Raw genomic sequence first — 24934 nt, 5'->3', positions numbered from 1 at the left:
TGGCAGGCATGGACGACCCCCGCACCGTGGACCCGGTGGCGCAGGAGATCGCGCGCAACCGCGACCGCCAGAGCGCGATCTACGGCGAGCCCCTCGACGAACGCATCCGCCGGCTCACGACCGGCCTCGGCATCACCCAGGCCCGCCTCGCCGCCGCGATCGGGCTGAGCCCGGCGATGCTGTCCCAGCTGGCTGGCGGGCGCCGGGTCAAGATCGGGGACCCTGCGGTGCTGGGCCGGATGACCGCGCTGGACCGGCGGCTCGCGCACGGCCCGGTGCCCGAGGCCGAACGCGACGTGCTGCTGGCCCGGGTCCGGCAGGAGCCGACGCCGGGGGGACCGACCGGTGCCTGCCGCTGCGCCGGGCAGGCACCCACGACCGGGCCGGCGGTGCCGCAGCCGCGACGGGCCCGGGCCGAGCCGACCGCGGAGGACGCGCTGCGCGGGGTGAGCGCGCCGGCCCGGCTCGTCGCGGCGGCGGCCGAGCTGGCCGCGGCGTTCCCGGAGATCGCCGAGGTACTGCGCCGGGCCGCCGCGGGACGGCGCTGACCCCGGCTGCTGACCCCGGCTGCTGCCCCCGGGTGCGGACGTGGCGGGGTGACCCGCATCGGTGGCCGCCGTGGTCCACCGGATCTCGTCGCGCGCCGGGACACCGGATCACACACCGGGGTGGCACGGGTCGGCGGCGGTCGGCGCACCCGTCGCTGGTACCGTTTCACCTCGGGTCCGGCTGCAGTCCGTGGCGGCCGCGACCGACTTCCTGCCGTCCCGCCGGTTCATCCGGGTTTCGTCGGACGTCACGGCCCCACGGACCGTCTCAAGGATGAAGGAGTTGAGCAGTGGCACTGACCACCGCCGAGAAGAAGAGCACGCTCGAGCAGTACGGCACCCACGCCACCGACACCGGGTCCCCCGAGGCCCAGGTCGCGCTGCTGACGCAGCGCATCGTCGGCCTGACCGAGCACCTGAAGCAGCACAAGCACGACCACCACAGCCGGCGCGGCCTGCTGCTGCTGGTCGGTCGTCGTCGCCGGCTGCTCAAGTACCTGCGCGAGGTCGACGTCGCTCGCTACCGCGCGCTGATCGAGAAGCTGGGTCTGCGCCGCTGACCCGCCCGGCCGACCCGGCACCGGTTCCCGGTGCCGGGTCGTTCCGTAACACCGAGCGACACAACTGAACAGAGCCCGTCACGCGGGGCGACCGGACATCCGCCGGTCCTCGGTAGTGGCCCCCGGAGCGCGACGCGCGGCCGGGGGCTTCGATCGAAGACCGGCCCAGCAGGGGATCGAGCCGGCGCCACGGTGGTGGGGGTAGACGAAGACCACTCCCAACGACGAGGAGAACACCCCCGTATGACTGACGTCATCTCCGAGGACGGCGTGCACGAGAGCACCGCCGTCATCGACAACGGCACCTACGGCACCCGCACCGTCCGGTTCGAGACCGGCCGGCTCGCGCGCCAGGCTGCCGGGTCCGTCGTCGCGTACCTCGACGACGAGACCATGCTGCTGTCCGCCACGACCGCCTCGAAGCGGCCGAAGGACCAGTTCGACTTCTTCCCGCTCACGGTGGACGTCGAGGAGCGGATGTACGCCGCGGGCCGGATCCCCGGCTCGTTCTTCCGCCGCGAGGGCCGCCCGGGCACCGACGCGATCCTGACCTGCCGCCTCATCGACCGTCCGCTGCGCCCGTCCTTCGTGGACGGTCTGCGCAACGAGATCCAGGTCGTCGTGACGGTCATGTCGCTCGACCCGAAGGACCCCTACGACGTCGTGGCGATCAACGCCGCGTCGGCGTCCACCCAGCTCGCCGGCCTGCCGTTCTCCGGCCCGGTCGGCGGCGTCCGCGTCGCGCTCATCGCGAACGAGGCGGGCACCGACACCCAGTGGGTCGCCTTCCCGACCCACGACCAGCTCGACCGCGCAGCGTTCGACATGGTCGTCGCGGGCCGCATCGTGGGCGACGACGTCGCGATCATGATGGTCGAGGCCGAGGCCACCGAGAACACGATCGAGCTGATCGCGGGCGGCGCCACCGCTCCGACCGAGGGTGTCGTGGCCGACGGCCTCGAGGCCGCGAAGCCCTTCATCCGCTCGCTGTGCATCGCCCAGCAGCAGCTGGCCGACGTCGCCGCCAAGCCGACCGGCGACTACCCGGTGTTCCCGGCCTACCAGCCGGACGCCTTCGAGGCCGTCTCCGAGGCCGTCGAGCAGGAGCTGGCGCAGGCGCTGACCATCGCCGGCAAGCAGGAGCGCGAGACCCGCACCGACGAGATCAAGGCGTCGGTGCTCGAGAAGCTCGGCGAGCGCTTCGTCGGCCGCGAGTCCGAGCTCGGCAACGCGTTCCGCGCGCTGAACAAGAAGCTGGTCCGCCGCCGGATCCTGACCGACCAGGTCCGGATCGACGGCCGCGGCCTGACCGACATCCGGCCGCTGTCGGCCGAGGTCGAGGTCGTCCCGCGGGCGCACGGCTCCGCGCTGTTCGAGCGCGGCGAGACCCAGATCATGGGTGTCACCACGCTGAACATGCTCCGCATGGAGCAGCAGATCGACCAGCTGGGGCCGGAGACGCGCAAGCGCTACCTGCACCACTACAACTTCCCGCCGTACTCGACCGGTGAGACCGGTCGCGTCGGCTCGCCGAAGCGCCGCGAGATCGGCCACGGCGCGCTCGCCGAGCGGGCCCTGATCCCGGTCCTGCCGAACCGCGAGGAGTTCCCCTACGCGATCCGCCAGGTCTCCGAGGCCCTCGGCTCGAACGGCTCGACCTCGATGGGCTCGGTCTGCGCGTCCACGATGTCGCTGCTCAACGCCGGTGTGCCGCTGAAGGCGCCGGTCGCGGGCATCGCGATGGGCCTGGTGTCCGACGAGGTCGACGGCCAGACGCGCTACGTCGCGCTGACCGACATCCTCGGCGCCGAGGACGCCTTCGGCGACATGGACTTCAAGGTCGCCGGCACCAAGGAGTTCGTCACCGCGCTGCAGCTGGACACCAAGCTGGACGGCATCCCGTCCGAGGTGCTCGCCGCCGCGCTGAACCAGGCCAAGGACGCCCGCCTGACCATCCTCGAGGTGATCGGCGAGGCCATCGACGGCCCGGACGAGATGAGCAAGTACGCGCCGCGGGTCACCGCGGTGAAGGTCCCGGTCGACAAGATCGGCGAGGTCATCGGCCCGAAGGGCAAGATGATCAACTCGATCACCGAGAAGACCGGTGCCGACATCTCGATCGAGGACGACGGCACGATCTACGTCGGTGCGAACGACGGCCCCTCCGCGGAGGAGGCGATCGGCATGATCAACGCGATCGCCAACCCGCAGCTGCCGAAGGTCGGCGAGCGCTTCCTGGGCACGGTGGTCAAGGCCGCCGCGTTCGGTGCCTTCGTCTCGCTGGTCCCCGGCAAGGACGGCCTGGTCCACATCTCGAAGCTCGGCAACGGGAAGCGGATCAGCAAGGTCGAGGACGTCGTCAAGGTCGGCGACAAGCTGCGCGTCGAGGTCACCGACATCGACAACCGCGGCAAGATCTCGCTGATCCCGGTGGTCGACGAGTCCGCGGTCGCGGAGGTGCCCGCCGAGGGCGTCGTCGACGCCGAGGCTCCGGCCGAGGCCGCCGCCAACCCGAGCTGAACTGTTGGCATCTGAGAACGACCACGCGACGGCGGCCCGGGACTCCTCCCGGGCCGCCGCCCGTGTGTCCCCGCTCCCCGACGGCGACACCGGTGACACCGTGCGCCGCAGCGACCTGCCCGGCGGGGTGCGGCTGGTCACCGAGGCCGTGCCGGGGGTCCGCTCGGTGGCACTCGGCATCTGGATCGGGATCGGCTCGGTCGACGAGACCCCCGAGCAGGCCGGCGCCGCGCACTTCCTGGAACACCTGCTGTTCAAGGGCACCCGGCGGCGTACGGCGGCGGGCATCGCCGAGGAGATGGACGCCGTCGGCGGTGAGCTGAACGCGTTCACCGCCAAGGAGCACACCTGCTACTACGCCCACGTCCTCGACACCGACGTGGCGCTCGCGGTGGACGTGCTGGCCGATGTCGTCACCGACGCCGAGCTGGCCCACACCGACGTCGAGCTGGAACGCGGCGTCGTGCTCGAGGAGATCTCGATGCGCGACGACGACCCGGAGGACCTGCTCGGCGACCTGTTCGACGAGACCCTGTTCGGCGACCACCCGCTGGGACGGCCGGTGATCGGCTCCGAGGAGTCGGTCCGGGCGATGAGCCGCGACACCCTGCACAGCTTCTGGCGCGGGCAGTACACGGCGCCGCGGATGGTCGTCGCCGCGGCCGGGAACCTCGACCACTCCTACGTCGCCGAGCTCGTGGCCGCCGCCCTCGGCGCGGCCGCACGGCACCACGAGGGGGCCCGTCCGGTACCTCCGCGCAGCGCCACCGGTGTCCGCCCGGTCCGCATCGGCGCACTCGGGCTGCTCGACGACGAGTCCGAGCAGGCCCACGTGATGCTCGGTGTGCCCACCGCGGGCCGCGCCGGCCGCGGTCTCCCGGTGCTCGCCGTCCTCAACTCCGCCCTCGGCGGGGGGCTGTCCTCGCGGCTGTTCCAGCAGGTCCGGGAGCAGCGCGGACTGGCCTACCAGGTCTACTCCTCGACCGTGCGCTACGCCGACGCCGGTGCGCTGTCGGTGTACGCCGGATGCGCCCCCGAACGCCTCGGTGAGGTCGTCGCCGTGGTGCGTGATGTGCTCGGCGAGGTCGCGGCCGGCGGTCTGACCGAGGCCGAGGTCGTCCGTGCCCAGGGCGCCCTGCGCGGGGGACTGGTGCTGGGCTGCGAGGACACCGCGTCGCGGATGAACCGGCTCGGTCGTGCGGAGCTGGACCACGGGCGGCAGCGGTCGCTGGCCGACAGCCTCGCCCGCATCGACGCCGTCACCCCGGGAGAGGTCGCAGCGCTGGCCGCGGACCTGCTGGCCCAGCCGCTGACGGCGGCAGTCGTGGGGCCCTACGCCGAGGCCGACGACCTCCCGGTCGCCCTGCGGGACCTGGCCTGACCCCACCCCCTCCGGCTGCCTCGCCGGGCGGTGTGGGGTGGGCCGGTCAGGAGCAGTTCTACCAGCGGAGGGTCTCGGGCAGCGGGTCGACGGCGAACGGTCTTGCGCCCCAGTTCTCGAGCCCGGGCAGGTGAGCGGGTGTCACTGTTTCGGGTGACATCGAGGCTGGCACGCCAGTACCAGAAGCTGGTAGTCCCGGCTCACAGCGTTTACCCACTCGTGATGATGACACCCTCCCGTCGCCGCGGGTTCGTCCGAGGGAACCGCCGGATCTGCTGGCAGGCTGGGCGCCATGACCGCCCTCGCCGTCGTCGCCGGCCTGATGATGCTCGTCGGCCTCGCCGGGATCGTGCTGCCCGTGCTGCCCGGGCCGCTGCTGATCGTCGGCGGGGTGGCGGTCTGGGCGGTCCCGCGCGGCGACGCGGTCGGCTGGTGGGTGCTCGGCATCGCGGTGCTCGTCACCGTCGCCGGCCAGGTCGCGAAGTACTTGCTGCCCGGACGGCGGCTCAAGGCCGCCGGGGTCCCGACCCGCACTCTTTTCGCCGGGCTCGTGCTGGGCGTCGTCGGGTTCTTCGTCGTGCCCGTGGTCGGGCTGTTCCTCGGGTTCGTGCTCGGGGTCTGGCTGGCCGAGCTGGTCCGCCTGCCCGACGCCGCCACCGCCTGGCGCTCGGCCCGCGAGGCGCTCACCGCCGTCGGCTGGAGCATCCTGATCGAGCTCGCCGCGGGCCTGGTCACGGTCGCGGTGTGGATCGGCGGCCTCGTCGTAGGGTGACGCCCGTGAGTACGGACACGGTGACGATCAAGGTGGCGGTCCTCGGCGCGAAGGGCCGGATGGGCAGCGAGGTGTGCCGGGCGGTCGAGGCCGCCGAGGACACCGAGCTGGTCGCCGCGCTGGACGCGGGCGACGACCTGTCCGCCCTCGACGGCGCCGACGTCGCCGTCGACTTCACCCACCCCGGCGCCGCGATCGCCAACATCCGCGAGTGCCTGGCGCGCGGGGTCGCCCCGGTCGTCGGGACCAGCGGCTTCGACGCCGCCAAGTTCGACGAGGTCCGCGCGATCCTCGACGAGCACGGCTTGGGCAGCGTGCTCGTCGCCCCGAACTTCGGGGTCGGCGCGGTGCTGATGATGCACTTCGCGGCGCAGGCCGCCCGCTTCTTCGACTCCGCCGAGGTCATCGAGCTGCACCACGCCGGCAAGGTCGACGCCCCGTCCGGCACCGCCGCGCGGACCGCGTCGGTGATCGGCGCGGCACGGCGCGAGGCCGGTCTCGGCGACGTTCCCGACGCCACCACCGACGACCCGCACGGCGCCCGTGGCGCGGTCGTCGAGGGCATCCACGTGCACGCGGTCCGGATGCCCGGGCTGATCGCGCACCAGGAGGTCGTCCTCGGCACCGACGGCGAGGTGTTCACCCTGCGCCACGACTCGATGAACCGGACCAGCTTCATGCCGGGCGTGCTGCTCGCGGTGCGTGCCGTGCGCGAGCGCCCGGGGCTGACGATCGGGCTGGAGCCGCTGCTCGGGCTCGGATGAGTCCTCAGTCGACCAGGCGCAGGTCCAGGGTCCCGGCATGGCGGATCTCGCGCAGCGTCGAGGAGCCGGTGTCCAGCGTGCGCACCGCGCCGTCGGGCGCCCAGCCGGCGCGGCTGTAGAAGTTCCGTGAGGCGGTGTCGGCCTCGGGCACCCAGGTGCGCCCGGTGTCCGAGCCGGACTCCCGCAGCGCGGTCGCCACGGCGGCGAGCAGCCGCCCGCCGTGCCCCCGCCTGCCCCAGCGCGGCTCCACCAGCAGCGTGCTGACCTCGGCGATCGCCAGGCCGTCGGCCCCGGCGTAGCGGGCGGCGGCGGCGAACCCGACGGTCTCGTCCCCCTCGACGGCGACGAACAGGTGGTAGCCGTCGCCGGCGTGCACGGCGTCGCTCCAGTGCGAGCGCGCGGCGTCCGAGGTGAGTCCCGCGAACGCCTCCTCGGGCAGCAGCCCGGCGTAGGCGGTGCGCCAGGTGCGGTCCTGGATCGCCATGATCGTGCCCACGTCGTCGTCGGTGGCGGGGCGGACGGTCGCGGTGGCCATGGGTCATGCCTACCGTGCGCCGCCTCCGCCCGCGTCACCGCCGTCGGTGTGGCTGCCTTCGGCGTGGCTGCGGTCGGTTCCTGTCGGTGCCCCGTGGCAGCATCCCGGCCGTGCGCACGATCTCCGCCGACGTCGCCCGTCGGACCTTCCTCGCGGCCCAGGGCTTCACCGATCCACGGCCGTCCGGGCCGGTCACCCGCCGCCACCTCGGCCGGGTGCTGGACCGGGTGAAGCTGCTCCAGCTCGACTCGGTCAACATCGCGGTGCGCGCGCACTACATGCCGCTGTTCAGCAGGCTCGGTGCCTACCCCACCGCCCTCCTCGACGACGCGGCCTGGTCACCGAGCGCGCGGCGACCGCGCCTGCTGGCGGAGACCTGGGCGCACGAGGCGAGTCTGGTCCCGGTCCAGGACATGCCGCTGCTCTCCCACGAGGCGCTGCCGCGGCGCTGGTGGAAGCACTACGGCCCGCTGCTGGAGAAACACCCGTCCCTGGCGGGGGACATCCTCGACGTGGTGGCGGAGTCCGGGCCGCTGGGCGCCGGTGCGATCGAGAAGGCGCTCGCCCCGCACGGGCGGGCCGGTGAGGTGCGCCCGCGCCCGCCGGGGGCAACCTGGTGGGAGCGGTCGGAGGTCAAGCGGGTCTGCGAGTACCTGTTCGCCGTCGGGGAGCTGGCGGTCGGCACGCGGGTGCACTTCGAGCGCCGCTACGACCTGCCCTCGCGGGTGCTGCCGCCGGAGATCCTCGCGCTGCCCGCCCCCGACCCGGCCGACGCGGCGCGCGAGCTCGTCGCGCGGTCCGCCTCCGCGCTGGGGGTCGGTACCGAGACCGACCTGCGCGACTACTACCGGCTCGGTCCGGAACGCACCCGCACCGCGATCGCCGAGCTGGTCGACTCGGACGCCCTGGAGCCGGTGAGCGTGCGCGGCTGGGACCGGCCTGCCTACCGCGACCCGGCCGCCCGGGTGCCGCGCACGGTGACCGGGCGGGCCCTGCTGTGTCCGTTCGACCCGCTGGTCTGGGAGCGCGGCCGGACCGAGCGGATCTTCGGGTTCCGCTACCGCATCGAGATCTACGTGCCGGAGCCGAAGCGGGAGTACGGCTACTACGTCTTCCCGTTCCTGCTCGACGGCGAGCTCGTCGGCCGGGTCGACCTCAAGGCCGACCGGGCGGCCGGCGTGCTGCGGGTGCCCGGGGCGTTCGCCGAGCCCGGGGCGACCGCCCCGCGCCCGCGGATCGCCGCCGAGCTGGCGGGTGAGCTCGCGACGATGGCGGGCTGGCTCGGGCTCGACGGCGTCGCCGTGGGGGAGCGGGGCGACCTGGCCGCGGAGCTGCGTGCCGAGGTCGCCGCCCGCTGACGGCTCAGGCGGGGTCGAGACGGAACACCGCGATCGCATCCAGGTGCTCGGCGACCTGCTCCTCGGTGGCGTCGGCCGGTACCGGGAACGCCGCCAGGGCCCACGGCACGTCGAGCGCCCGCAGGTAGCCGACGACGACCGCCGCGGCCTCGGCGCGGTCGGGCTCCACCGCCCGGTGCGGCTCGTCGCCCACGGCGGAGCGGATCGCGCACTCCGGCGTCGCCCGCAGGTTGCGCACCCAGTCCCGCCCACCGGTGGGGGAGACCAGGTAGGTGGCACCGCCGTGCCCGACGACGCCGATCGGGGTGTCGCGGGGCTCCCCGCTGCGCCGCCCGCGGGTGCGCAGCACACGTAGTGCGTAGCCGCCGTCCGGGACGGGGGACGGAGGCATCTGCAGTACCCGGGCGGTCATGGAGGCGTTCGTCGCGGCGATCTCGGTGCGGTCCACGGCGCGGATCCTACGCCGGTATCTCGCTCGCCGATCATCTCGGCGAGCGAGATACCGAGTGTGGGTCAGACCGCCACGGAGGCCCGGGTCACCAGGACGTCACCGCTGCCGGTGCGCCCGGACAGCCGCACCGCCGGTGCCGTCGGCGGGGTGTCGTGGCGGACGTCGAGCTCGGAGCGGGCACGGCCCGACCCCGTCGACAGGTCCAGCTCGGCGGCGACACCGGAGTGCACCCCGACCCGGACCGACCCCGACCCGGTGCCCAGCCGGACGTCACCGGACACCGCATCGGCGACGACCACGTCCCCCGACCCCGAGCGCACCTCCAGGTCCGCCGTGAGCTCGCCGACACGGATGTCGCCGCTGCCGGTCCGGATGCGCGACGCGCCGCCGAGCGACCCGGCCTCGACCCCGCCGGAGCCGGCACGCAGGTGGGCCCGGCCCGAGCACCTGCCCAGGGCGATCGACCCCGCACCGGTGGTGACGTCGGTGTCGCCGTGCACCTCGGCAAGCCGGGCCGCACCGGACCCGGTCCGCACCGCGGCCCAGGACGCGCGGCCGGTCAGCTCGACCGAGGCCGCGCCGGTCCGTACCGCGGGCCGCGACCCGGCGGGCGCGGAGATGGTCACCACCAGCGGCACCGCGCCGAGGGCGGCGTCGTCCGGACCGCGCACCACCAGGCGTCGCGCCGCCGCCGACCACTCGACGGTGACGGCGTCGACGGCGTCGGCCGAGGGGTCGCCGGTGGCCTCCCAGGGGGCGCCGACGATCGGGTCGAACCCCCGCCCGGACCAGCCCGCCCCGGCCTGGGGGACACCGGCGCGGCCGGTCATCGAGCTGCCGATCCAGTCCAGCAGCCCACCCAGGCCGCCGGACCAGGGCGCGGCGCTGCGGTCGGCGGTGATCTCCGCGCGCACCTCGTCGGCGCCCTCGACCAGGTCGATCCGGACCCGGCCTGCGCCGGTCGTCACCTCGATCTCGGCGGCACCGGCGCAGTCGAACCGCTCGCTGCGGGAGGGTGTGCCGGTGCCGGCGTCCCCGGTGCTTGCACCGCCGGGGTCCGCACCGGCGGTCGGCGGGTGGCCGGCGTCGCCGCTGCGTGCACCGGTGGCGCCGGTGCCTTCGGTGTGGGCGCCGCCGCCGTGCGTGGCGTCAGCGCTGGCGTCGTCCGGCCCGACGGGGCCGGTCTGCTCGTCGCTCATCCCTGCACCCATCCCTTCAGGCTGCGCCCGTCGCGGTGCGGTCGGCCGGTGCGCCCCTCCGCGCCGGCCAGCGCCCCCTGCACGGCCTGGGACACCCAGGTGTTGAGCGAGACGCCCTGCGACTGGGCGGCCCGCTCGGCCTGGGCCTTGATCTGCTCGACGATGCGCAGGGTGACCCGGCTGATGTCACCGGCGTCGCCGGAGAACGGCGAGCCGCCGGCCGCCGGGCCTCCGGAGGAGGTCTGACCGCCGGAGGCCGCGGTGCCGCCGAACGGGAAGCCACCGAACGGGGACGTCCCCTCGCCCGCCGGAGCGGGGTCCGGGGTGGGTGCGTGCTCGGGCTCCGGGTCGCCCCCGGACACCGACACGCGCACCTCCCGGCCGTGCAGGCGGACCTCGACCGAACGGTCGCCGAGCGCGGCGGTCGCCTCCGAGGCCAGGTCCGACAGTGCGTTCATGATCGCGAGCCGGGCTGCGGGCTCGATCGCGGAGCCGAGCAGTGCCGCGGTGCGACGGGTCTGCTCGTCGCCCGCGGCCGCCGCGGCGGCGAGGTCGTCGCGCAGCTGCGCGACATACGGCGTGAGGTCCATGACACCACTATGGCGTCACAGATGACATCACGCCACCGGTTCGTGGCGTCTGGCGCGACGTCGCAGCGTACCGGGGGTGTCGTGGCCGCCACCGTGGGTGCGGGCGCGGGGCCCGGCGGGTGCCGGGCACGCCGGTCGTTACCCTCGCGGCATGCCGGAGACCGCGCCGAAGACCGTCCCGCTGACCGTGCAGCTCGTCGCGAAGACCGAGTTCACCCCGCCCGCGGACGTCCCGTGGTCCACCGACGCCGACGGCGGCCAGGCACTGGCCGAGTTCGCCGGCCGCGCCTGCTACCAGTCCTGGGGCAAGCCGAACCCGCGCACCGCGACCAACGCCGGCTACATCGCCCACATCCTCGAGGTCGGGCACCTCTCGGTCCTCGAGCACGGCTCGGTCAGCTTCTACCTGACCGGCATCTCACGCTCGCTGACCCACGAGCTGATCCGGCACCGGCACTTCTCCTACTCCCAGCTCTCCCAGCGCTACGTCCCCGAGCGGGACGCCGCGATGGTCGAGCCCGACGTCATCGCCCAGGACCCGGAGCTGCACGAGCTGTTCCTGCAGGCCTCGGCCGACGCGCTCGCCTCCTACGAGAAGCTCCTCGAGGGGCTCGAGGCGCGCTTCGCCGACGTGCCGAACGGGACGCTGCGGCGCAAGCAGGCCCGTCAGGCCGCGCGGTCGGTGCTGCCGAACGCGACCGAGACCAAGATCGTCGTGACCGGGAACTACCGGGCGTGGCGGCACTTCATCGCGATGCGCGCCTCCGAGGCCGCCGACGTCGAGATCCGCAAGCTCGCCGTCGAGTGCCTGCGCCAGCTGCAGGCCGAGGTGCCGAACGTGTTCGCGGACTTCCAGATCCAGACCCTCGCCGACGGGACCGAGATCGCCTCCAGCCCGCTGGTCGCGGAAGGCTGAGCGAGGCTTGCCGAGCGAGTGTCGGTGCTGAGCGAGGCTTGCCGAGCGAGTGTCGGTGCTGAGCGAGGCTTGCCGAGCGAGAGCTCAGGCGAGGACGGCGTGCACCCGTCGTCGCAGGTCCGGCAGGTCCCGCACGACGAACCCGCGTCCCTCCTTCTCCAGGAGTCCCTCGGCGACCAACCGGGACAGCTCCCGGCTGGTCGTGACCCGGGTGAGTCCCACGAGCAGCCCCAGCTCGTCGACGGCGGGGCGGATCGACAGCCGGGCCACCTCGTCGAGCGCGATCTCGCCGTAGGCCTCCACGAGGTGGCCGAGCAGCAGGATGATCCGCTCGCGGGCGGGCAGCCCCTCGATGAGCACGTGCAGCTGCATGACCCGTTGCTTGTAGGCGATCCGACGGGTGATCTCGAGCAGGAGCTCCGGTTCCTCGCGGGCGGCGGTCAGCAGCGCGTCGCGGGTCACCGAGACGATCTCCGACGGCAGGGTGCAGACCGAGGCGAGGTGGCGGGGCCGACCGTCGACGCAGGCCGCCTCGCCGAGGCTGGCGCCGGGTTCGGCGTAGGCCAGCGAGCGTTCCGAGCCGTCGGGACGGTGCAGGTAGATCCGTACCCGCCCGGAGACGACGAGGTGGAACCGCGACGACAGCTGGCCCTGGGTGTAGACGTGCTCGCCACGGGCGTAGTGGCGGGGGCTGCCCAGCTGCGCGATCCGAGCGGTCACCGAGGTCCACGGTGCGGTCAGGAACGGTGAGACCGGGTGGTCGTCGGGATCGGGTGCGGGCAGCGCCCGCACGGTGCCGTCCGGCCTCCGCGCCGCGCTGCTCATGGTCCCGCCTCCCGGCCGTCGCCGATGGTTCGTCCGGACGGTAGCGGGCCGGGGCGCCCGCGGGTAGGCGGACGGCCCGGACGCCGGGGGTGCGTCCGGGCCGTCGGGCCCGGGGGTGCCGACCGGCGGCCGCCGGCACCGGGTGGGTGCGGGGCGGCCCGCCCGGACGGGCCGCCCCGGTGGCCGGTCACGCGGCCGCGAGCTGTGCGTCCTGCTCGGCGAGGGAGTCCGCGTCGGTCTGCGGAAGGGCGAGTGTGCAGAGCAGGCTGAGCAGCGAGACCGCCGAGAGCAGCAGGCCGATGCCGAGGCTGCCCAGCGTCGACGCGGCGAGTGCCGCGGCGAACAGCGGGACCACGCCGCCGCCGAACACGCCGGCGAGGTTGTAGGCGATCCCGGCGCCGGTGTAGCGGAAGCGGGTCGGGAACAACTCCGGCAGCTGGGCGCCGATCGGCCCGTAGGCGATGCCGACGACGCCGAGCACCAGCGACAGGCCCAGCCCGAACGACCACACCGTCCCGATGTCGATGATCGGGAACGCGACCAGCCCGGCGGCGACCGAGGCGATGTTGCCGCCGACGACCATCTTCCGTCGCCCGACCCGGTCGGACAGGATCGCCGAGGCGATCGTCGTCAGGGCGAAGACGACGCCGCCGACGATGCCCATGGCCAGCACCGACGGGCGCGGCAGCTGCAGCTGCTGGGTGCCGTAGCTGGTCAGGTAGGTGACGCCGATGTAGAAGAAGGCGAACACCGCGGTGGTCGAGCCCGCCCCGAGGAGCACCGCGGCCGGCCGGGTGGTGAACACCTCGGTGATCGGGAGCTTCGTCGACACCGGGCCGCTGTTGCGGAAGCCCGCCGTCTCCTCCAGCGCGAGCCGCACGTAGAGCCCGACCGCGACGAGCAGCACCGATCCGATGAACGGGATGCGCCAGCTCCAGGCCAGGAACGCCTCGTTGCTCATGGTCAGTGCGGTGACCAGGAAGGTTGCCGACGCCAGCGCGAACGCCACCGACGGCCCGAGCTGCGGGAACAGCGCGTACTTCCCGCGGGCCTTGGTCGGCGCGTTCTCCGCGGTGAGCAGGGTCGCCCCGGCCCACTCGCCGCCGACGGCGAGGCCCTGCAGGATGCGCAGCACCACGAGCAGGATCGGTGCCAGGACGCCGATCGTGCCGGTGGTGGGCAGCAGGCCGATGGCGAGCGTCGAGAAGCCCATCAGCAGCAGTGTGGTGACCAGCGTGCCCTTGCGGCCGAGGCGGTCGCCGAAGTGGCCGAACAGCACCGACCCGAACGGCCGCGCGACGAAGGCGACGCCGAACGTGGCCAGCGCGAGTGCGGTACCGGCCGCCGCCCCGAGCTCGGGGAAGAAGACCTTGTTGAACACCAGGGCCGCGGCGGTCCCGTAGATGAAGAAGTCGTAGAACTCGATGACCGTGCCGGTCATGCTCGCGAGCGCGATCCGGCGCATCGACCGCGGTGGCTGCGTGGTGGCAGCGTTCGTCACGTGTGTTCTCCCCGTCGAGAAGCGATGAGTGGGACGGATCGGAGTATCGGGACACCGACGGGTGAGATCTGTATCACCGGCTACACGAGACGTGCGTTCCGTCAGACTTCTGTCGACCGTTCGTCGCGGTGCGGTCGCGCACGTCCGGTACTACGTTGGGGACGGTGAGCCTCGCCACCGCCGAACGTGCCGCCCTCTGCGCCGAGTTCGAACGCTCCGGACCCGACCGGCCGACGCTGTGCGAGGGCTGGAACGCCCGCGACCTGCTCACCCACCTGCTGGTCCGCGAGCGGCAGCCGTGGAACGCCGCGGGGATCGTGCTGCCCGCCCTGTCGGGGATGACCGACAAGGCGATGGACGGCTACGCGTCCGCGGCCTGGCCGAACATGATCGACGACCTGCGCAAGGGCCCGCCCGCGTGGTCGCCGTTCAAGGTCGGCAAGGTGGACGAGATCGCCAACGGCGCCGAGTTCTTCGTCCACCACGAGGACCTGCGCCGCGGGGAGCCCGGCTGGGAGCCCCGCCCGTCCGACCCGGGGCGCGACGGGCAGCTGTGGAACCTGCTGCACACCCAGGCCAGGCTGCTGTTCCGGCGCAGCCCGGTCGGCGTGGTCCTGGCCCGCCCGGAGGGCGCGACCCAGGTCGTCGCGACCGGGTTCGGCGTGGTCACGGTGACCGGCGAGCCCGCCGAGCTGGTGCTGCACGCCTTCGGCCGGGACGCGGCGCGGGTCGAGGTGACCGGTCTGCCCGCCGACGTGGAGGCCTACCGCGGCGCCCCGACCGGGATCTGACCGGGATCCGTCGGTACCGGGCGGTACCGTCACCAGTCATGAGCACCGGTCCCGATCCCGCCCCCGGCGGGCAGCAGCACCCGCCGCGCCGACCGTTCGGTGAGGTGCTGACGGCGATGGTCACGCCGTTCGACGCCGACGGCGAGCTGGACCTGGCCAAGGCCGAGGAGCTGGCGACCCACCTGGTGGACCTCGGCAACGACGGGCTCGTCGTCAACGGCACCACCGGCGAGGGCCCGACCACGTCGGACACCGAGAAGTCCGAGCTGATCCGCGCGGTCGTGTCCGCGGTGGGGGACCGGGCGACGATCGTCGCCGGGGCCGGCACGTACGACACCGCGCACTCGATCGAGCTGGCCCGCAGCGCGGAGCGCGCCGGTGCGCACGGGCTGCTCGTGGTCACGCCGTACTACTCCCGGCCGCCGCAGGAGGGCCTGCTCGCGCACTTCACCGCGGTCGCCGACGCGGGCGACCTGCCGGTGATGCTCTACGACATCCCGCCGCGCAGCGTCATCGGCATCGACGTCGACACCTTCCAGCGCCTGGCGCAGAACCCCCGCATCGTCGCGGTGAAGGACGCCCGCAACGACCTGCGTGTCGGCACCGAGGTGCTGGCCACCACCACGCTCGCCTACTACTCCGGCGACGACCCGGTGAACCTGCCGTGGCTCTCGGTCGGGGCGGTCGGCTTCGTCAGCGTGATCGGCCACGTCGTCGCCGACCGGCTGCGCGCCATGATCGACGCCTACCACGCCGGTGAGCACCAGCGGGCCCGCGCGCTGCACTACGCGATGCTCCCGGTGATCCGCGGGATGGGCCGGGTCGGTGGCGCGGTGTTCGCCAAGACCGCGCTGCGCCTGCGGGGCATCGACGTCGGCGACACCCGGCTGCCGCTGCCGCCCGCCACCGAGGACCAGATCGCCGCGATCGCCGGGGACCTCGCCGTCGCGGGGGTGGCGCTCGACCCGCAGGCCCGCCCGAACCTCCCGCTGTACCAGCCGGGCCACGGCGCCCTGGGCGGCCGCACCGCGGCGGACCTCGGCGCCGAGGTCGCGTACCACCGGACGTAGGTCCACCGGTCGCCGTCGCGCACCCGGCCCGCCCCGGGACGACGCGACCCGGCCCCCCGACACGAACCCGAGAACACGAACCCATGTGAGGCACGAACCCCTGTGAGTCCCCAGCGCAACGACCGACGCAACCGGCCCGGCCGGTCGCTCTCCGCGCCGCCGGAGCACATCGAGCGTCCGGAGCTCCCGGACGGCCCGCCACCCGCCCTCGCGCAGGGCGGCCTGCGCGTCTACGCGCTCGGCGGCATCGGTGAGGTCGGTCGCAACATGACCGTCTTCGAGTACGAGGGCCGGCTGCTCATCGTCGACTGCGGCGTGCTGTTCCCCTCCGACTCCGAGCCGGGCATCGACCTGATCCTGCCCGACTTCCGCACCATCGAGGACCGCCTCGACGACATCGACGCGCTCGTGCTCACCCACGGCCACGAGGACCACATCGGTGCCGTGCCGTGGCTGCTGCGGATGCGCCCGGACATCCCCGTCGTCGGGTCCCGGTTCACGCTCGCCCTGGTCGCGGCGAAGTGCAAGGAGCACCGCCTGACCCCGCACCTGCAGGAGATCCGCGAGGGCGACCGCGTCTCCCACGGCGGGTGGGACTGCGAGTACTTCGCGGTCAACCACTCGATCCCCGACGCCGTCGCCGTCGCCGTCCGCACGCCCGCCGGGCTGCTGCTGCACACCGGTGACATCAAGCTCGACCAGCTCCCGCTCGACGGGCGGCTCACCGACCTGGGCGGGTTCTCCCGGCTGGGCGAGGAGGGCGTCGACCTGTTCCTGGTCGACTCCACCAACGCCGAGGTGCCGGGCTTCGTCACCCCCGAGGCCGACATCGGGCCGGTCATCTCCGACCTGGTCCGCCGGGCGCCGTCGCGCATCATCCTGGCCTGCTTCGCCAGCCACGTGCATCGTGTCCAGCAGGTGCTCGACGCCGCGCAGGCCCACGGCCGCAAGGTGTGCCTGACCGGGCGATCCATGGTCCGCAACATGGGCCTGGCCGACGACCACTCGCTGCTGAACATCCCGCCGGGGCTGCTCGTCGACCTCGACGAGGCGATGCGCCTGCCCGACGAGAAGCTGGTGCTGGTCTCCACCGGGTCGCAGGGTGAGCCGCTCGCCGCGCTGTCCCGGATGGCGCGCGGGGACCACCGCAGCATCACGATCCGCCCGGACGACACGATCATCCTGGCCAGCTCGCTGATCCCCGGCAACGAGACCGCCGTCTTCGGCGTGATCAACGGGCTGACCCGGCTCGGCGCCACCGTCGTGCACCAGGGCAACGCCAAGGTGCACGTCTCCGGGCACGCCCCGGCCGGCGAGCTGCTGTTCCTCTACAACGCGGTGCGCCCGTCGAACGTCATGCCGGTGCACGGGGAGTGGCGCCACCTGCGGGCCAATGCCGCGCTCGCGCGTCGCACGGGGGTGCCGGAGGAGTCGGTGGTCATCGCGGAGAACGGCGTGGTCGTCGACCTCGTCGACGGCCGCGCGGCGATCACCGGCCGGGTCGAGGTCGGGCAGGTCTACGTCGACGGGCTGTCGGTCGGCGATGTGGGCGAGACCACGCTCGGTGACCGCATCGCGCTCGGCGAGGGCGGTTTCATCGCGATCAACGTGGCGATCGACCACAAGACCGGCCGCGCGCTGTCGCGCCCGACGCTGTCCGGGCGCGGGTTCTCCGATGACCCGAAGGCGCTCGACGCCGCCCAGGCGCTGGTCGAGGACGAGCTGTCCCGGCTGGAGAACGAGGGCGTCACCGACCCGCACCGGATCGCCCAGGGCGTGCGGCGCGTCGTCGGCCGCTGGGTGTCGGACACCTACCGTCGCCGCCCCATGATCGTCCCCACGGTCATCGCGGTGTGAGCGTGTGGAGGGGTCGTCGACCCCTCCACAGCCGCGTCGGTCCCCGGTTCGATCACCGAACCGGGCTACCGTGTGTGACATGGCAGGACGCACGGGCACGGGCAGGACCACCACGACTGCGGCCACGGGCCGCGGCTCGGGGCGGTCGGGCTCGCGCGCGTCCACCGCCCGCAGGCGTCCGTCGGCAGGCCGGAGGCCGCCGGCCCGGCGCCAGGGCCCCGACCTGGTCGACCGCGGGATCGACGCGGTCGGCCGGGGGGTGGCCAAGACCGTCCGCGCCTCCGGGCGCGCGGTCGGGCGGACCCGCGAGATCGACCCCGCGCACCGCCGCGACGGCATCGGGTTCGGCATGCTCGTGCTCGCCGTCATCGCCGCCGCCGGGCTGTGGTGGCAGGCCGGCGGCTCGGTCGGCTACTGGTTCACCTTCCTCGTGCAGGCGGTGATGGGACAGGCCGGTGTCGCGCTGCCGGCGATCCTGCTGGGCATCGGCATCGTGCTGGTCACCACCGAGGGGCACCCGGAGGCCCGACCGCGGATCGTGACCGGCAGCCTGCTGCTCGCCCTCGGCGTGCTCGGGCTGGTGCACCTGGCGGCCGGAGCGCCCGCCGAGCCCGACGCCTGGCGTGGCGCGGGCGGCGCGCTCGGCTACGTCGCGGGGACCCCGCTGAAGGCCGGGCTGAGCCTGTGGACGGCCGTCCCCGTTCTCGTCCTGCTGACCCTCTACTCGGTGCTGCTGGTCACCGGGATCCCGGTGCGGGAGCTGCCGGACCGTGTCCGCAGGCTCACCGGGCAGCTGCCGCCCGAGCAGGACGGCGAGGGCGAGTCCGGCGCGGACCGCCCGCGCACGGTGGCCGACGCCGTCGCCGAGCGGGAGGGCCGTGCCGAGGACGCCGACCAGACCCCGAAGCGGCGTCGCCCGGCGCGGCGCAGGCAGGGCGCCGCGGAGGCCGACGCGTTCCGGGTGGAGGAGGGCGAGCACGCCCCGGCCCCGGTGGACCCGTCGCTGCCCGGTGCCCCGGAGGAGGAGGTCCCCGCTGCCGTCCCCGCGGCCGCCGCGCCGCCGGCGAAGAAGCCGCGCAAGCCCGTCGTCGAGACGCCGCAGGTGGCCGACGAGCCGATCGAGGGCGAACAGCTCTCGATGGCGATCCGCCAGCCGCAGTCCGACACCGAGTACATCCTTCCGCCGGCGGACACCCTGGAGTCCGGCCCGCCGCCGAAGTCCCGCAGCTCCGCCAACGACGCGATGATCGAGGCGATCACCGGGGTCCTCGACCAGTTCAACGTCGACGCCCAGGTCACCGGCTTCACCCGCGGCCCGACGGTCACCCGCTACGAGATCGAGCTCGGCCCGGCGGTGAAGGTCGAGAAGATCACCCAGCTGCAGCGCAACCTCGCCTACGCCGTCGCCAACGACAACGTGCGGCTCCTCGCACCGATCCCCGGCAAGTCCGCCGTCGGCATCGAGGTGCCCAACACCGACCGCGAGATGGTCCGCCTCGGCGACGTCCTGCGCTCGGGCAACGCCCGCGCCGAGCAGCATCCGATGGGCATCGGCCTGGGCAAGGACATCGAGGGCCACTACCTCGTCGCGAACCTGGCGAAGATGCCGCACCTGCTGGTCGCGGGCTCCACCGGCTCCGGCAAGTCCAGCTTCGTCAACTCGATGCTGGTGTCACTGCTGACCCGGGCCACGCCGGACGAGGTACGGATGATCCTCATCGACCCGAAGATGGTCGAGCTGACGCCCTACGAGGGCATCCCGCACCTGATCACGCCCATCATCACCCAGCCGAAGAAGGCCGCCGCGGCGCTGGCCTGGCTGGTGGAGGAGATGGAGCAGCGCTACCAGGACATGCAGGCCAACCGGGTCCGGCACGTCGACGACTTCAACCGCAAGGTCCGCACCGGGGAGATCACCGCCCCGCCCGGGTCGGAGCGGGTGTACCGGCCCTACCCGTACATCATGTGCATCGTCGACGAGCTCGCCGACCTCATGATGACCGCCCCGCGCGACGTCGAGGACGCGATCGTCCGGATCACCCAGAAGGCGCGTGCGGCCGGGATCCACCTGATCCTGGCGACCCAGCGGCCGTCGGTGGACGTCGTCACCGGTCTGATCAAGACGAACGTCCCGTCCCGGCTGGCGTTCGCGACGTCGTCGCTGACCGACAGCCGGGTCATCCTCGACCAGCCGGGCGCGGAGAAGCTGATCGGCATGGGCGACGCGCTCTACCTGCCGATGGGTGCCGGCAAGCCGGTCCGCATGCAGGGCGCCTTCGTCGACGACGACGAGATCTCCAAGGTCGTCGCGTTCACCAAGGAGCAGGCCGAGCCCAGCTACACCGAGGGCGTCACCGCGCAGAAGGCCGGCGAGAAGAAGGAGATCGACGCCGACATCGGCGACGACCTCGACCTGCTGCTGCAGGCCACTGAGCTGATCGTCACCTCGCAGTTCGGGTCGACGTCGATGCTGCAGCGCAAGCTGCGGGTCGGGTTCGCGAAGGCGGGCCGGCTGATGGACCTGCTCGAGACCCGCAACATCGTCGGGCCCTCGGAGGGCTCGAAGGCCCGCGACGTGCTGGTCAAGCCGGACGAGCTGGAGGGCGCGCTCCTCCTGATCCGGGGCGGCGGGACCGCCGACGGCGGCGAGATCGCGGACGACGACGAGTGACACCCGCCGGGTGACGGTCGAGGACCGGTGATGATCCCGACACTGCCGGTGATCGACTTTTCGGGCTCACGGCTTAACGGGGCGGTCACGTTTGTGCCACAGTGGCCACGGGTCGCCGTCCGGTGACCGCACGTCGTGCTGCCCGTCGACGCCGGGCAGGGGAGGTACTGGCTGGTGTTCTGGAGGAAGAAGGACCGTCGTCGCCCGGCGCGGGGCACCACCGACCGGCACGCCCTCGTCCCGATTCCGCTGACCGGCGGTGTGCTGTCCGGCCAGGTCCGCGACCAGCAGGGCGGTGCGCTGGCCGGCACCGAGGTGTCCGTGATGGACCCCGCGGACCGGCGCGCCGTGTACGTCGAGACCGACCCGTTCGGCCGGTTCGCCGCGTCGCTGATGCCGGGCCGGTACCGGGTGCGGGTCGAGGCGGGCGGCTACCAGCAGGTCACCGACATCGTCGAGGTGTCCTGGGGCGAGCACGCCGACATGGGCCACATCGTCCTCGGTGAGGACCCGGCGCTGCGCCCGCCGCGGCCCGGTGTCTTCGTCATCGACGGCGACCACAGCTCGGTCCGCTTCGTCGCCCGGCACATCGGGATGTCCAAGGTGTACGGCCGGTTCAACCGGTTCCAGGGGCAGATCCGGATCGCCGAGCCGTTCGAGGAGTCCTCGGTGGACGTCGTGATCGACGCGGCCAGCGTCGACACCAACGTCGCCGCCCGCGACACGCACCTGCGCTCCGCCGACTTCCTCGACGTCGAGCGCTTCCCCGAGCTGCGCTTCTCCAGCGTGCGCTTCGCCGCGCACGGCGGGAACCGGTGGACGGCGACCTGACCCTGCACGGTCTGACCAGCGACGTCTCGCTGGACACCACCTTCCTGGGCTCGGCGGAGTGGAACGGCGACCGGGTCGGCGCGATCGCCACCACCCAACTGCACCGGGAGCACTACACGCTCAACTGGCAGCAGACCATCGCCAAGGGCCTGCCGGTCGTCGGGTCGACGATCCGGATCGAGCTCGACGTGCAGGCGGTCCGGCAGTCCTGACCCCCGGACGGCGCGCTCAGTACTCCACGCTCAGTACTCGGGGAGCGTGAGGGCCGTCGCGGCGGTCGCGGCCCAGTGCTCGACGAGCCCGGGAGCGGCGGTGTCCGGGGCGGTGAGGTCCCGGACCCGCGCGGCGTTGGTCAGCGCCAGCTCCTGGTTCGCCTCCACCCAGCCGCGCATCCGCCGCTCGTGGGCGGCGGCCGCCGCTCCGGGATCGCCGCCGGAGCGCGCGAGCTCCCCGGCCAGCACGTAGGCGCCGACCACGGCGAGCGTGGTGCCCTGACCGGACAGCAGCGTGGGGCACCAGGCGGCGTCGCCGAGGAGCGCGACCGGACCGCGCGACCAGGTCGGCAGCCGGACCTGGGTGATCGGGGTGAGGTACAGGTCCTCGGCGCGGTCCATCCCCGCGAGCAGCTCGGGCAGCCACCAGCCCCCGCCGGCGAAGTGCCGCGTCACCAGCGCGCGTTGCGCCCCGAGGTCGCGGTGGTGGTAGGTGGCGTCCGGGTCGGAGAAGCCGAGCATCACCCGGACCTCGGTGTCGTCGTGCGCGGTGTAGAGCCCGGCCATCGCGTCCGGCCGCTGGAGGAACACCTGCCAGCGGCTCAGCCCGAAGGTGTTGGGCAGGGTAAACACGGCGACGTGCTGGCCGAGGGGGACCAGCCGGCCGTCGTCGTCGGGGCCGAGAGCCAGACGCCGGACGCCGGAGTGCTGGCCGTCGGCGCCCACCACGAGGTCGTAGTGCTCCTCGGTGCCGGAGGCGAAGCGCACCCGGGCGCCGCCCGCCGGGTCCGGGTCGAGCGCGACGACCCGGTCGCCCCACCGGTGCTCGACGCCGTGGAGCGCACCGGTGAGCAGCGCGGCGAGGTCGTCGCGGAGGATCTCCACGTCGTCGCTCGCGACCGGCCCCCCGGTGAGCGTCACCTCGGTGCTGCGGAAGACCTCGGTGCCGTCCTCGTCGACCAGGGACATGCCGTCCATCGCGGTGCGGGCGGCGCGCAGTGCGGCCCCGAGCCCCATCCGGTCGACGACGGTCAGCGCGGGCCCCCGGACGTCGACGGCCTGCCCGCCGGGCCGCGGCCCCGGCGCCGACTCGACGACGACCGGGCGGAACCCGTGCCGGCGCAGCCACCACGCGAGCGTCGTCTCTGCGATACCGGCCCCGCTGATCAGGATGTCGGTCATGCGTCCTCCTCGGTACGGTGTACGCATCGACGATGCCGCCGCGAGCTGCGATGACGTGTGTCGTGTAGCGGCACAGGTGGTACAGGGAGGTGGCCGGTGGACGGTTCGCCCACGGACCGGGTCGCGGCCGCGGTGCGTGCCCGTGTCGAGTCGGGGGATCTGCGGCCCGGGGACCGCGCGCCATCGGTGCGCGCGCTGGTGGCCGAGCACGGTGTCGCGATGTCCACTGCCGCCCGGGCGCTGACCCGGCTGCGCGAGGAGGGTCTGCTGCGGACGACGGCGCGGGTCGGGTCGGTGGTGGCGGAGCCCGCCGGGCTTGCGGGCATCGCTCCGCCGCCGGACACGGCCCGGCTGGTGCGGACCGCGATCGGCATCGCCGACGACGAGGGGCCTGGCCGCGCTGTCCATGCGGCGCCTCGCCGGGGCGTTCGGCGTGCCGACGATGTCGCTGTACCGGCTGGTGCGCAGCCGGGACGAGCTGCTGCTGGCGATGCTCGAGACGGTGTTCGCGGAGCTGGTGCTGCCCCCGGCCGACGGGCCGTGGCGGGCCCGGCTGGAGGGCGCGGCGCACGCCCAGTGGCGGGTGCACCGGCGGCACCCGTGGCTGGCGCGGGTGTTGTCGCTGTCCCGGCCGCAGGCGCTGCCGTCGCTGCTGCGCTTCGCCGAGTTCGAGCTGGCCGCGCTGGAGGAGGTCGTCGCGGACCCGGTGGAGCGGTTCGACCTGCACCTGGCGCTGACCGGATTCGTGCGGGGGATGGCCCTGACCCTGGCCGCGGAGCAGGAGGCGCAGGCCGACACCGGCGTCGACGCCGACACCTGGTCCGAGCACGACCCGGGGCTGCGCGCTGCGCTGCGCCGTCACGGCGGGCCCGCGCTGCGCCGGGTCGGCGACTACCCGTACGACCTGCAGCGGGTGTTCGACACCGGGATCGCCCGGCTCCTCGACGGGATCAGCTGAACCCCTGCTGCCGCCACGCCTCGTAGACGGCGACGGCGGCGGCGTTGGCCAGGTTCAGCGAGCGGTTCGACGGCCGCATCGGCAGCGCCACCGTGCCCGTCACCCAGTCCGCCGCCGCGACCTCGGGCGGCAGTCCGGTCGACTCGCGGCCGAACAGCAGCACGTCCCCGCCGGAGTAGGCGACGTCGGTGTAGCGGACCGGCGCGCCGGGCACGAACGCGAACACCCGCGCCCCGGCGGCTCGCACCCATCCGGCGAACGCGGCCGTGTCGTCGTGCACGACGACCTCGGCGAGATCGGCGTAGTCGAGCCCGGCCCGGCGTACCGAGCGTTCGTCGAGGGAGAAGCCGAGCGGCCGGACCAGGTGCAGCTCGGCGCCGGTGTTCGCGGCGAGCCGGATCGCGTTGCCGGTGTTCGGCGGGATCTCCGGGGTGTGCAGGGCGAGGCGGACCACGCGCTACTCGTACCAGGTGCCCGCGCTCCAGTGGTTCCCGTCCGGGTCGGCGATCTCGAACAGACGGCTGCCGTGGTCGGCGTCGACGGGCGTGCGCACGACGGTGGCCCGGCCGCTCATGGGGACGAGGGTGCCGGGGCCGCGCGGGCCGGTCGTGGACGAGTCGGAGCCGCCGGCGCGACCCGCTCGGCCCGCCAGCTCAGCGCGGTCGTCCCCGCGAGCTCGCGGAACTCGCGGGCCAGGTGCTGTTGGTCGCTGTAGCCGCAGGTCGCCGCCAGCTCGGCCAGCGGGGGAGCCGACGGGCGGCGCAGCAGCGTGCACGCCCGCTCGAACCGGATGACCCGTGCCGCGGCCTTCGTCCCGAGCCCTGTCTCGCGTCGCAGCCGTTCACCGAGGTGGCGTGGCGACCAGCCCACCTCCCCGGCGACGTCGGCGACGCGCGCGGTCCCACCGCTGCGGACCAGCAGCTCCCAGGCGTGCACGACCTCCGGCGCCGGTTCGCCGGGGCCGTCCCGGGCGTCGGCGACGCGGCACAGCGCGGCGTCGAGCAGCGCGCAGCGCCCGGCCCACCCCGGCTCGGCACGCAGCCGGTCGAGCAGGGTGCCCAGGCCGGGGAGGAGCAGCGCGAGGTCGACGACGTCGCCGGCCAGCTCACCCGCGGGAAGCCCGAGCAGCGTGCGGGCGCCGCGCCAGGTCATCTCCAGCTGCATCCCGGACCGCGGGGCGCCGGAGGCGAGCAGCGCGGGCGCGGCGTGGAGACCGGCCGCCGATGCGGTGAACCGGCCCGGGCCGCGTCGCGGGTCCGGGGCGGCGAGCAGGTCGACCGTGCCGTCCAGACAGAGCACGACGGTCAAGTGCGCGCTCGACACACCCTGGTGCGTCCCCGGCGGACCCGCGGGGGAGGACCAGCACCAGATCCCGGAGACCAGCGGGCGCAGACGCGCGGAGGGACGCCAGCGCCGGGCCCCGTCGGACATGCGGGCCAGGG

24 protein-coding genes and 1 pseudogene are annotated in these 24934 nt (G+C 73.8%); 16 read left to right on the top strand and 9 right to left on the bottom strand.

The window, feature by feature from the left end:
- Nucleotides 1–8 precede the first annotated feature (8 nt).
- The 6 genes from FVA95_RS09670 (at nucleotide 9) to dapB (ending at nucleotide 6545) form a co-directional block, all read left to right on the top strand.
- The gene (locus FVA95_RS09670; RefSeq protein WP_149663896.1) at nucleotides 9–548 is read left to right on the top strand and encodes a helix-turn-helix domain-containing protein; all 540 of its coding nucleotides are present in this window, start codon (nucleotides 9–11) and stop codon (nucleotides 546–548) included.
- Between the two features lie 290 nt (nucleotides 549–838).
- A complete protein-coding gene (gene rpsO / locus FVA95_RS09665; RefSeq protein ID WP_020621572.1) occupies nucleotides 839–1108 on the top strand; it encodes a 30S ribosomal protein S15 in 270 nt (89 codons plus the stop codon).
- Nucleotides 1109–1351: 243 nt separating this feature from the next.
- Entirely contained in the window at nucleotides 1352–3628 is a 2277-nt protein-coding gene (locus FVA95_RS09660) for a polyribonucleotide nucleotidyltransferase (RefSeq protein WP_149663895.1), read from the top strand.
- 64 nt (nucleotides 3629–3692) lie between these two features.
- Nucleotides 3693–5009: a pitrilysin family protein gene (locus FVA95_RS09655; protein ID WP_240051385.1), complete on the top strand. Its 1317-nt coding sequence runs from the start codon at nucleotides 3693–3695 to the stop codon at nucleotides 5007–5009.
- Between the two features lie 292 nt (nucleotides 5010–5301).
- On the top strand, nucleotides 5302–5781 hold the full coding sequence (locus FVA95_RS09650) for a DUF456 domain-containing protein (protein ID WP_149663893.1): 480 nt from the start codon (nucleotides 5302–5304) through the stop codon (nucleotides 5779–5781).
- Nucleotides 5782–5786: 5 nt separating this feature from the next.
- A complete protein-coding gene (gene dapB, locus FVA95_RS09645; RefSeq protein ID WP_255474629.1) occupies nucleotides 5787–6545 on the top strand; it encodes a 4-hydroxy-tetrahydrodipicolinate reductase in 759 nt (252 codons plus the stop codon).
- Between the two features lie 4 nt (nucleotides 6546–6549).
- On the opposite strand, the gene FVA95_RS09640 is transcribed toward dapB, so the two are convergent.
- A complete protein-coding gene (locus FVA95_RS09640) occupies nucleotides 6550–7080 on the bottom strand; it encodes a GNAT family N-acetyltransferase (protein WP_149663892.1) in 531 nt (176 codons plus the stop codon).
- Nucleotides 7081–7190: 110 nt separating this feature from the next.
- On the opposite strand from FVA95_RS09640, the gene FVA95_RS09635 reads away from it, so the two are divergent.
- On the top strand, nucleotides 7191–8438 hold the full coding sequence (locus FVA95_RS09635; protein WP_161992248.1) for a winged helix-turn-helix domain-containing protein: 1248 nt from the start codon (nucleotides 7191–7193) through the stop codon (nucleotides 8436–8438).
- Nucleotides 8439–8442: 4 nt separating this feature from the next.
- On the opposite strand, the gene FVA95_RS09630 is transcribed toward FVA95_RS09635, so the two are convergent.
- From FVA95_RS09630 to FVA95_RS09620, 3 genes are all read right to left on the bottom strand, one after another.
- On the bottom strand, nucleotides 8443–8886 hold the full coding sequence (locus FVA95_RS09630) for a nitroreductase family deazaflavin-dependent oxidoreductase (protein ID WP_149663890.1): 444 nt from the start codon (nucleotides 8884–8886) through the stop codon (nucleotides 8443–8445).
- A gap of 65 nt (nucleotides 8887–8951) precedes the next feature.
- Nucleotides 8952–10088, bottom strand: coding sequence for a DUF4097 family beta strand repeat-containing protein (locus tag FVA95_RS09625; protein ID WP_149663889.1), 1137 nt, complete (start codon nucleotides 10086–10088; stop codon nucleotides 8952–8954).
- Nucleotides 10085–10678 (bottom strand): toxin-antitoxin system HicB family antitoxin, encoded by a 594-nt coding sequence (locus tag FVA95_RS09620; RefSeq protein WP_149663888.1) that lies wholly within the window; start codon nucleotides 10676–10678, stop codon nucleotides 10085–10087. Before FVA95_RS09620 ends, FVA95_RS09625 begins: the two co-directional genes overlap by 4 nt.
- A gap of 151 nt (nucleotides 10679–10829) precedes the next feature.
- Between FVA95_RS09620 and thyX the strand changes: the two genes are divergently transcribed.
- On the top strand, nucleotides 10830–11594 hold the full coding sequence (gene thyX, locus FVA95_RS09615) for an FAD-dependent thymidylate synthase (protein WP_020627863.1): 765 nt from the start codon (nucleotides 10830–10832) through the stop codon (nucleotides 11592–11594).
- Nucleotides 11595–11678: 84 nt separating this feature from the next.
- Here the strand turns inward: thyX and FVA95_RS09610 are convergent, their stop codons facing one another.
- A complete protein-coding gene (locus tag FVA95_RS09610) occupies nucleotides 11679–12419 on the bottom strand; it encodes a Crp/Fnr family transcriptional regulator (protein ID WP_149663887.1) in 741 nt (246 codons plus the stop codon).
- Between the two features lie 187 nt (nucleotides 12420–12606).
- Nucleotides 12607–13920, bottom strand: a complete 1314-nt coding sequence (locus FVA95_RS09605; protein WP_149663886.1) for an MFS transporter — start codon at nucleotides 13918–13920, stop codon at nucleotides 12607–12609.
- A gap of 164 nt (nucleotides 13921–14084) precedes the next feature.
- Here FVA95_RS09605 and FVA95_RS09600 point away from each other — a divergent pair, with 164 nt between their 5' ends.
- The 6 genes from FVA95_RS09600 (at nucleotide 14085) to FVA95_RS33450 (ending at nucleotide 21352) form a co-directional block, all read left to right on the top strand.
- Nucleotides 14085–14711, top strand: coding sequence for a TIGR03085 family metal-binding protein (locus FVA95_RS09600; protein WP_149663885.1), 627 nt, complete (start codon nucleotides 14085–14087; stop codon nucleotides 14709–14711).
- 38 nt (nucleotides 14712–14749) lie between these two features.
- A complete protein-coding gene (gene dapA, locus FVA95_RS09595; protein ID WP_149663884.1) occupies nucleotides 14750–15781 on the top strand; it encodes a 4-hydroxy-tetrahydrodipicolinate synthase in 1032 nt (343 codons plus the stop codon).
- A gap of 168 nt (nucleotides 15782–15949) precedes the next feature.
- Nucleotides 15950–17638, top strand: a complete 1689-nt coding sequence (locus FVA95_RS09590; protein WP_149663910.1) for a ribonuclease J — start codon at nucleotides 15950–15952, stop codon at nucleotides 17636–17638.
- Between the two features lie 79 nt (nucleotides 17639–17717).
- Complete coding sequence (locus FVA95_RS09585) at nucleotides 17718–20309, top strand: DNA translocase FtsK (RefSeq protein ID WP_149663883.1); 2592 nt, start codon at nucleotides 17718–17720, stop codon at nucleotides 20307–20309.
- A gap of 135 nt (nucleotides 20310–20444) precedes the next feature.
- Entirely contained in the window at nucleotides 20445–21140 is a 696-nt protein-coding gene (locus FVA95_RS33455) for a YceI family protein (protein ID WP_255474628.1), read from the top strand.
- The gene (locus FVA95_RS33450; protein ID WP_255474627.1) at nucleotides 21125–21352 is read left to right on the top strand and encodes a YceI family protein; all 228 of its coding nucleotides are present in this window, start codon (nucleotides 21125–21127) and stop codon (nucleotides 21350–21352) included. Before FVA95_RS33455 ends, FVA95_RS33450 begins: the two co-directional genes overlap by 16 nt.
- A 30-nt stretch (nucleotides 21353–21382) precedes the next feature.
- On the opposite strand, the gene FVA95_RS09575 is transcribed toward FVA95_RS33450, so the two are convergent.
- Complete coding sequence (locus FVA95_RS09575) at nucleotides 21383–22534, bottom strand: FAD-dependent monooxygenase (RefSeq protein WP_161992247.1); 1152 nt, start codon at nucleotides 22532–22534, stop codon at nucleotides 21383–21385.
- A gap of 57 nt (nucleotides 22535–22591) precedes the next feature.
- Here FVA95_RS09575 and FVA95_RS33890 point away from each other — a divergent pair.
- A pseudogene (locus FVA95_RS33890) lies at nucleotides 22592–22822 on the top strand (GntR family transcriptional regulator); the annotation flags it as partial.
- Between the two features lie 118 nt (nucleotides 22823–22940).
- Entirely contained in the window at nucleotides 22941–23492 is a 552-nt protein-coding gene (locus FVA95_RS09565) for a TetR/AcrR family transcriptional regulator (RefSeq protein ID WP_149663881.1), read from the top strand.
- Here the strand turns inward: FVA95_RS09565 and FVA95_RS09560 are convergent.
- Complete coding sequence (locus FVA95_RS09560) at nucleotides 23485–23946, bottom strand: tRNA (cytidine(34)-2'-O)-methyltransferase (RefSeq protein ID WP_060712813.1); 462 nt, start codon at nucleotides 23944–23946, stop codon at nucleotides 23485–23487. The two genes, FVA95_RS09565 and FVA95_RS09560, sit on opposite strands and share 8 nt — an antisense overlap.
- Before the next feature lie 116 nt (nucleotides 23947–24062).
- Nucleotides 24063–24923 carry a helix-turn-helix transcriptional regulator gene (locus FVA95_RS09555; RefSeq protein ID WP_149663880.1) on the bottom strand — a complete coding sequence of 287 codons (861 nt, stop codon included), beginning with the start codon at nucleotides 24921–24923 and terminating at the stop codon, nucleotides 24063–24065.
- Nucleotides 24924–24934 lie beyond the last annotated feature (11 nt).

It is taken from the genome of Pseudonocardia sp. EV170527-09, assembly GCF_008369905.1.
Lineage (GTDB): Bacteria > Actinomycetota > Actinomycetes > Mycobacteriales > Pseudonocardiaceae > Pseudonocardia.
This window is presented reverse-complemented; position numbering and strand designations above follow the sequence as displayed.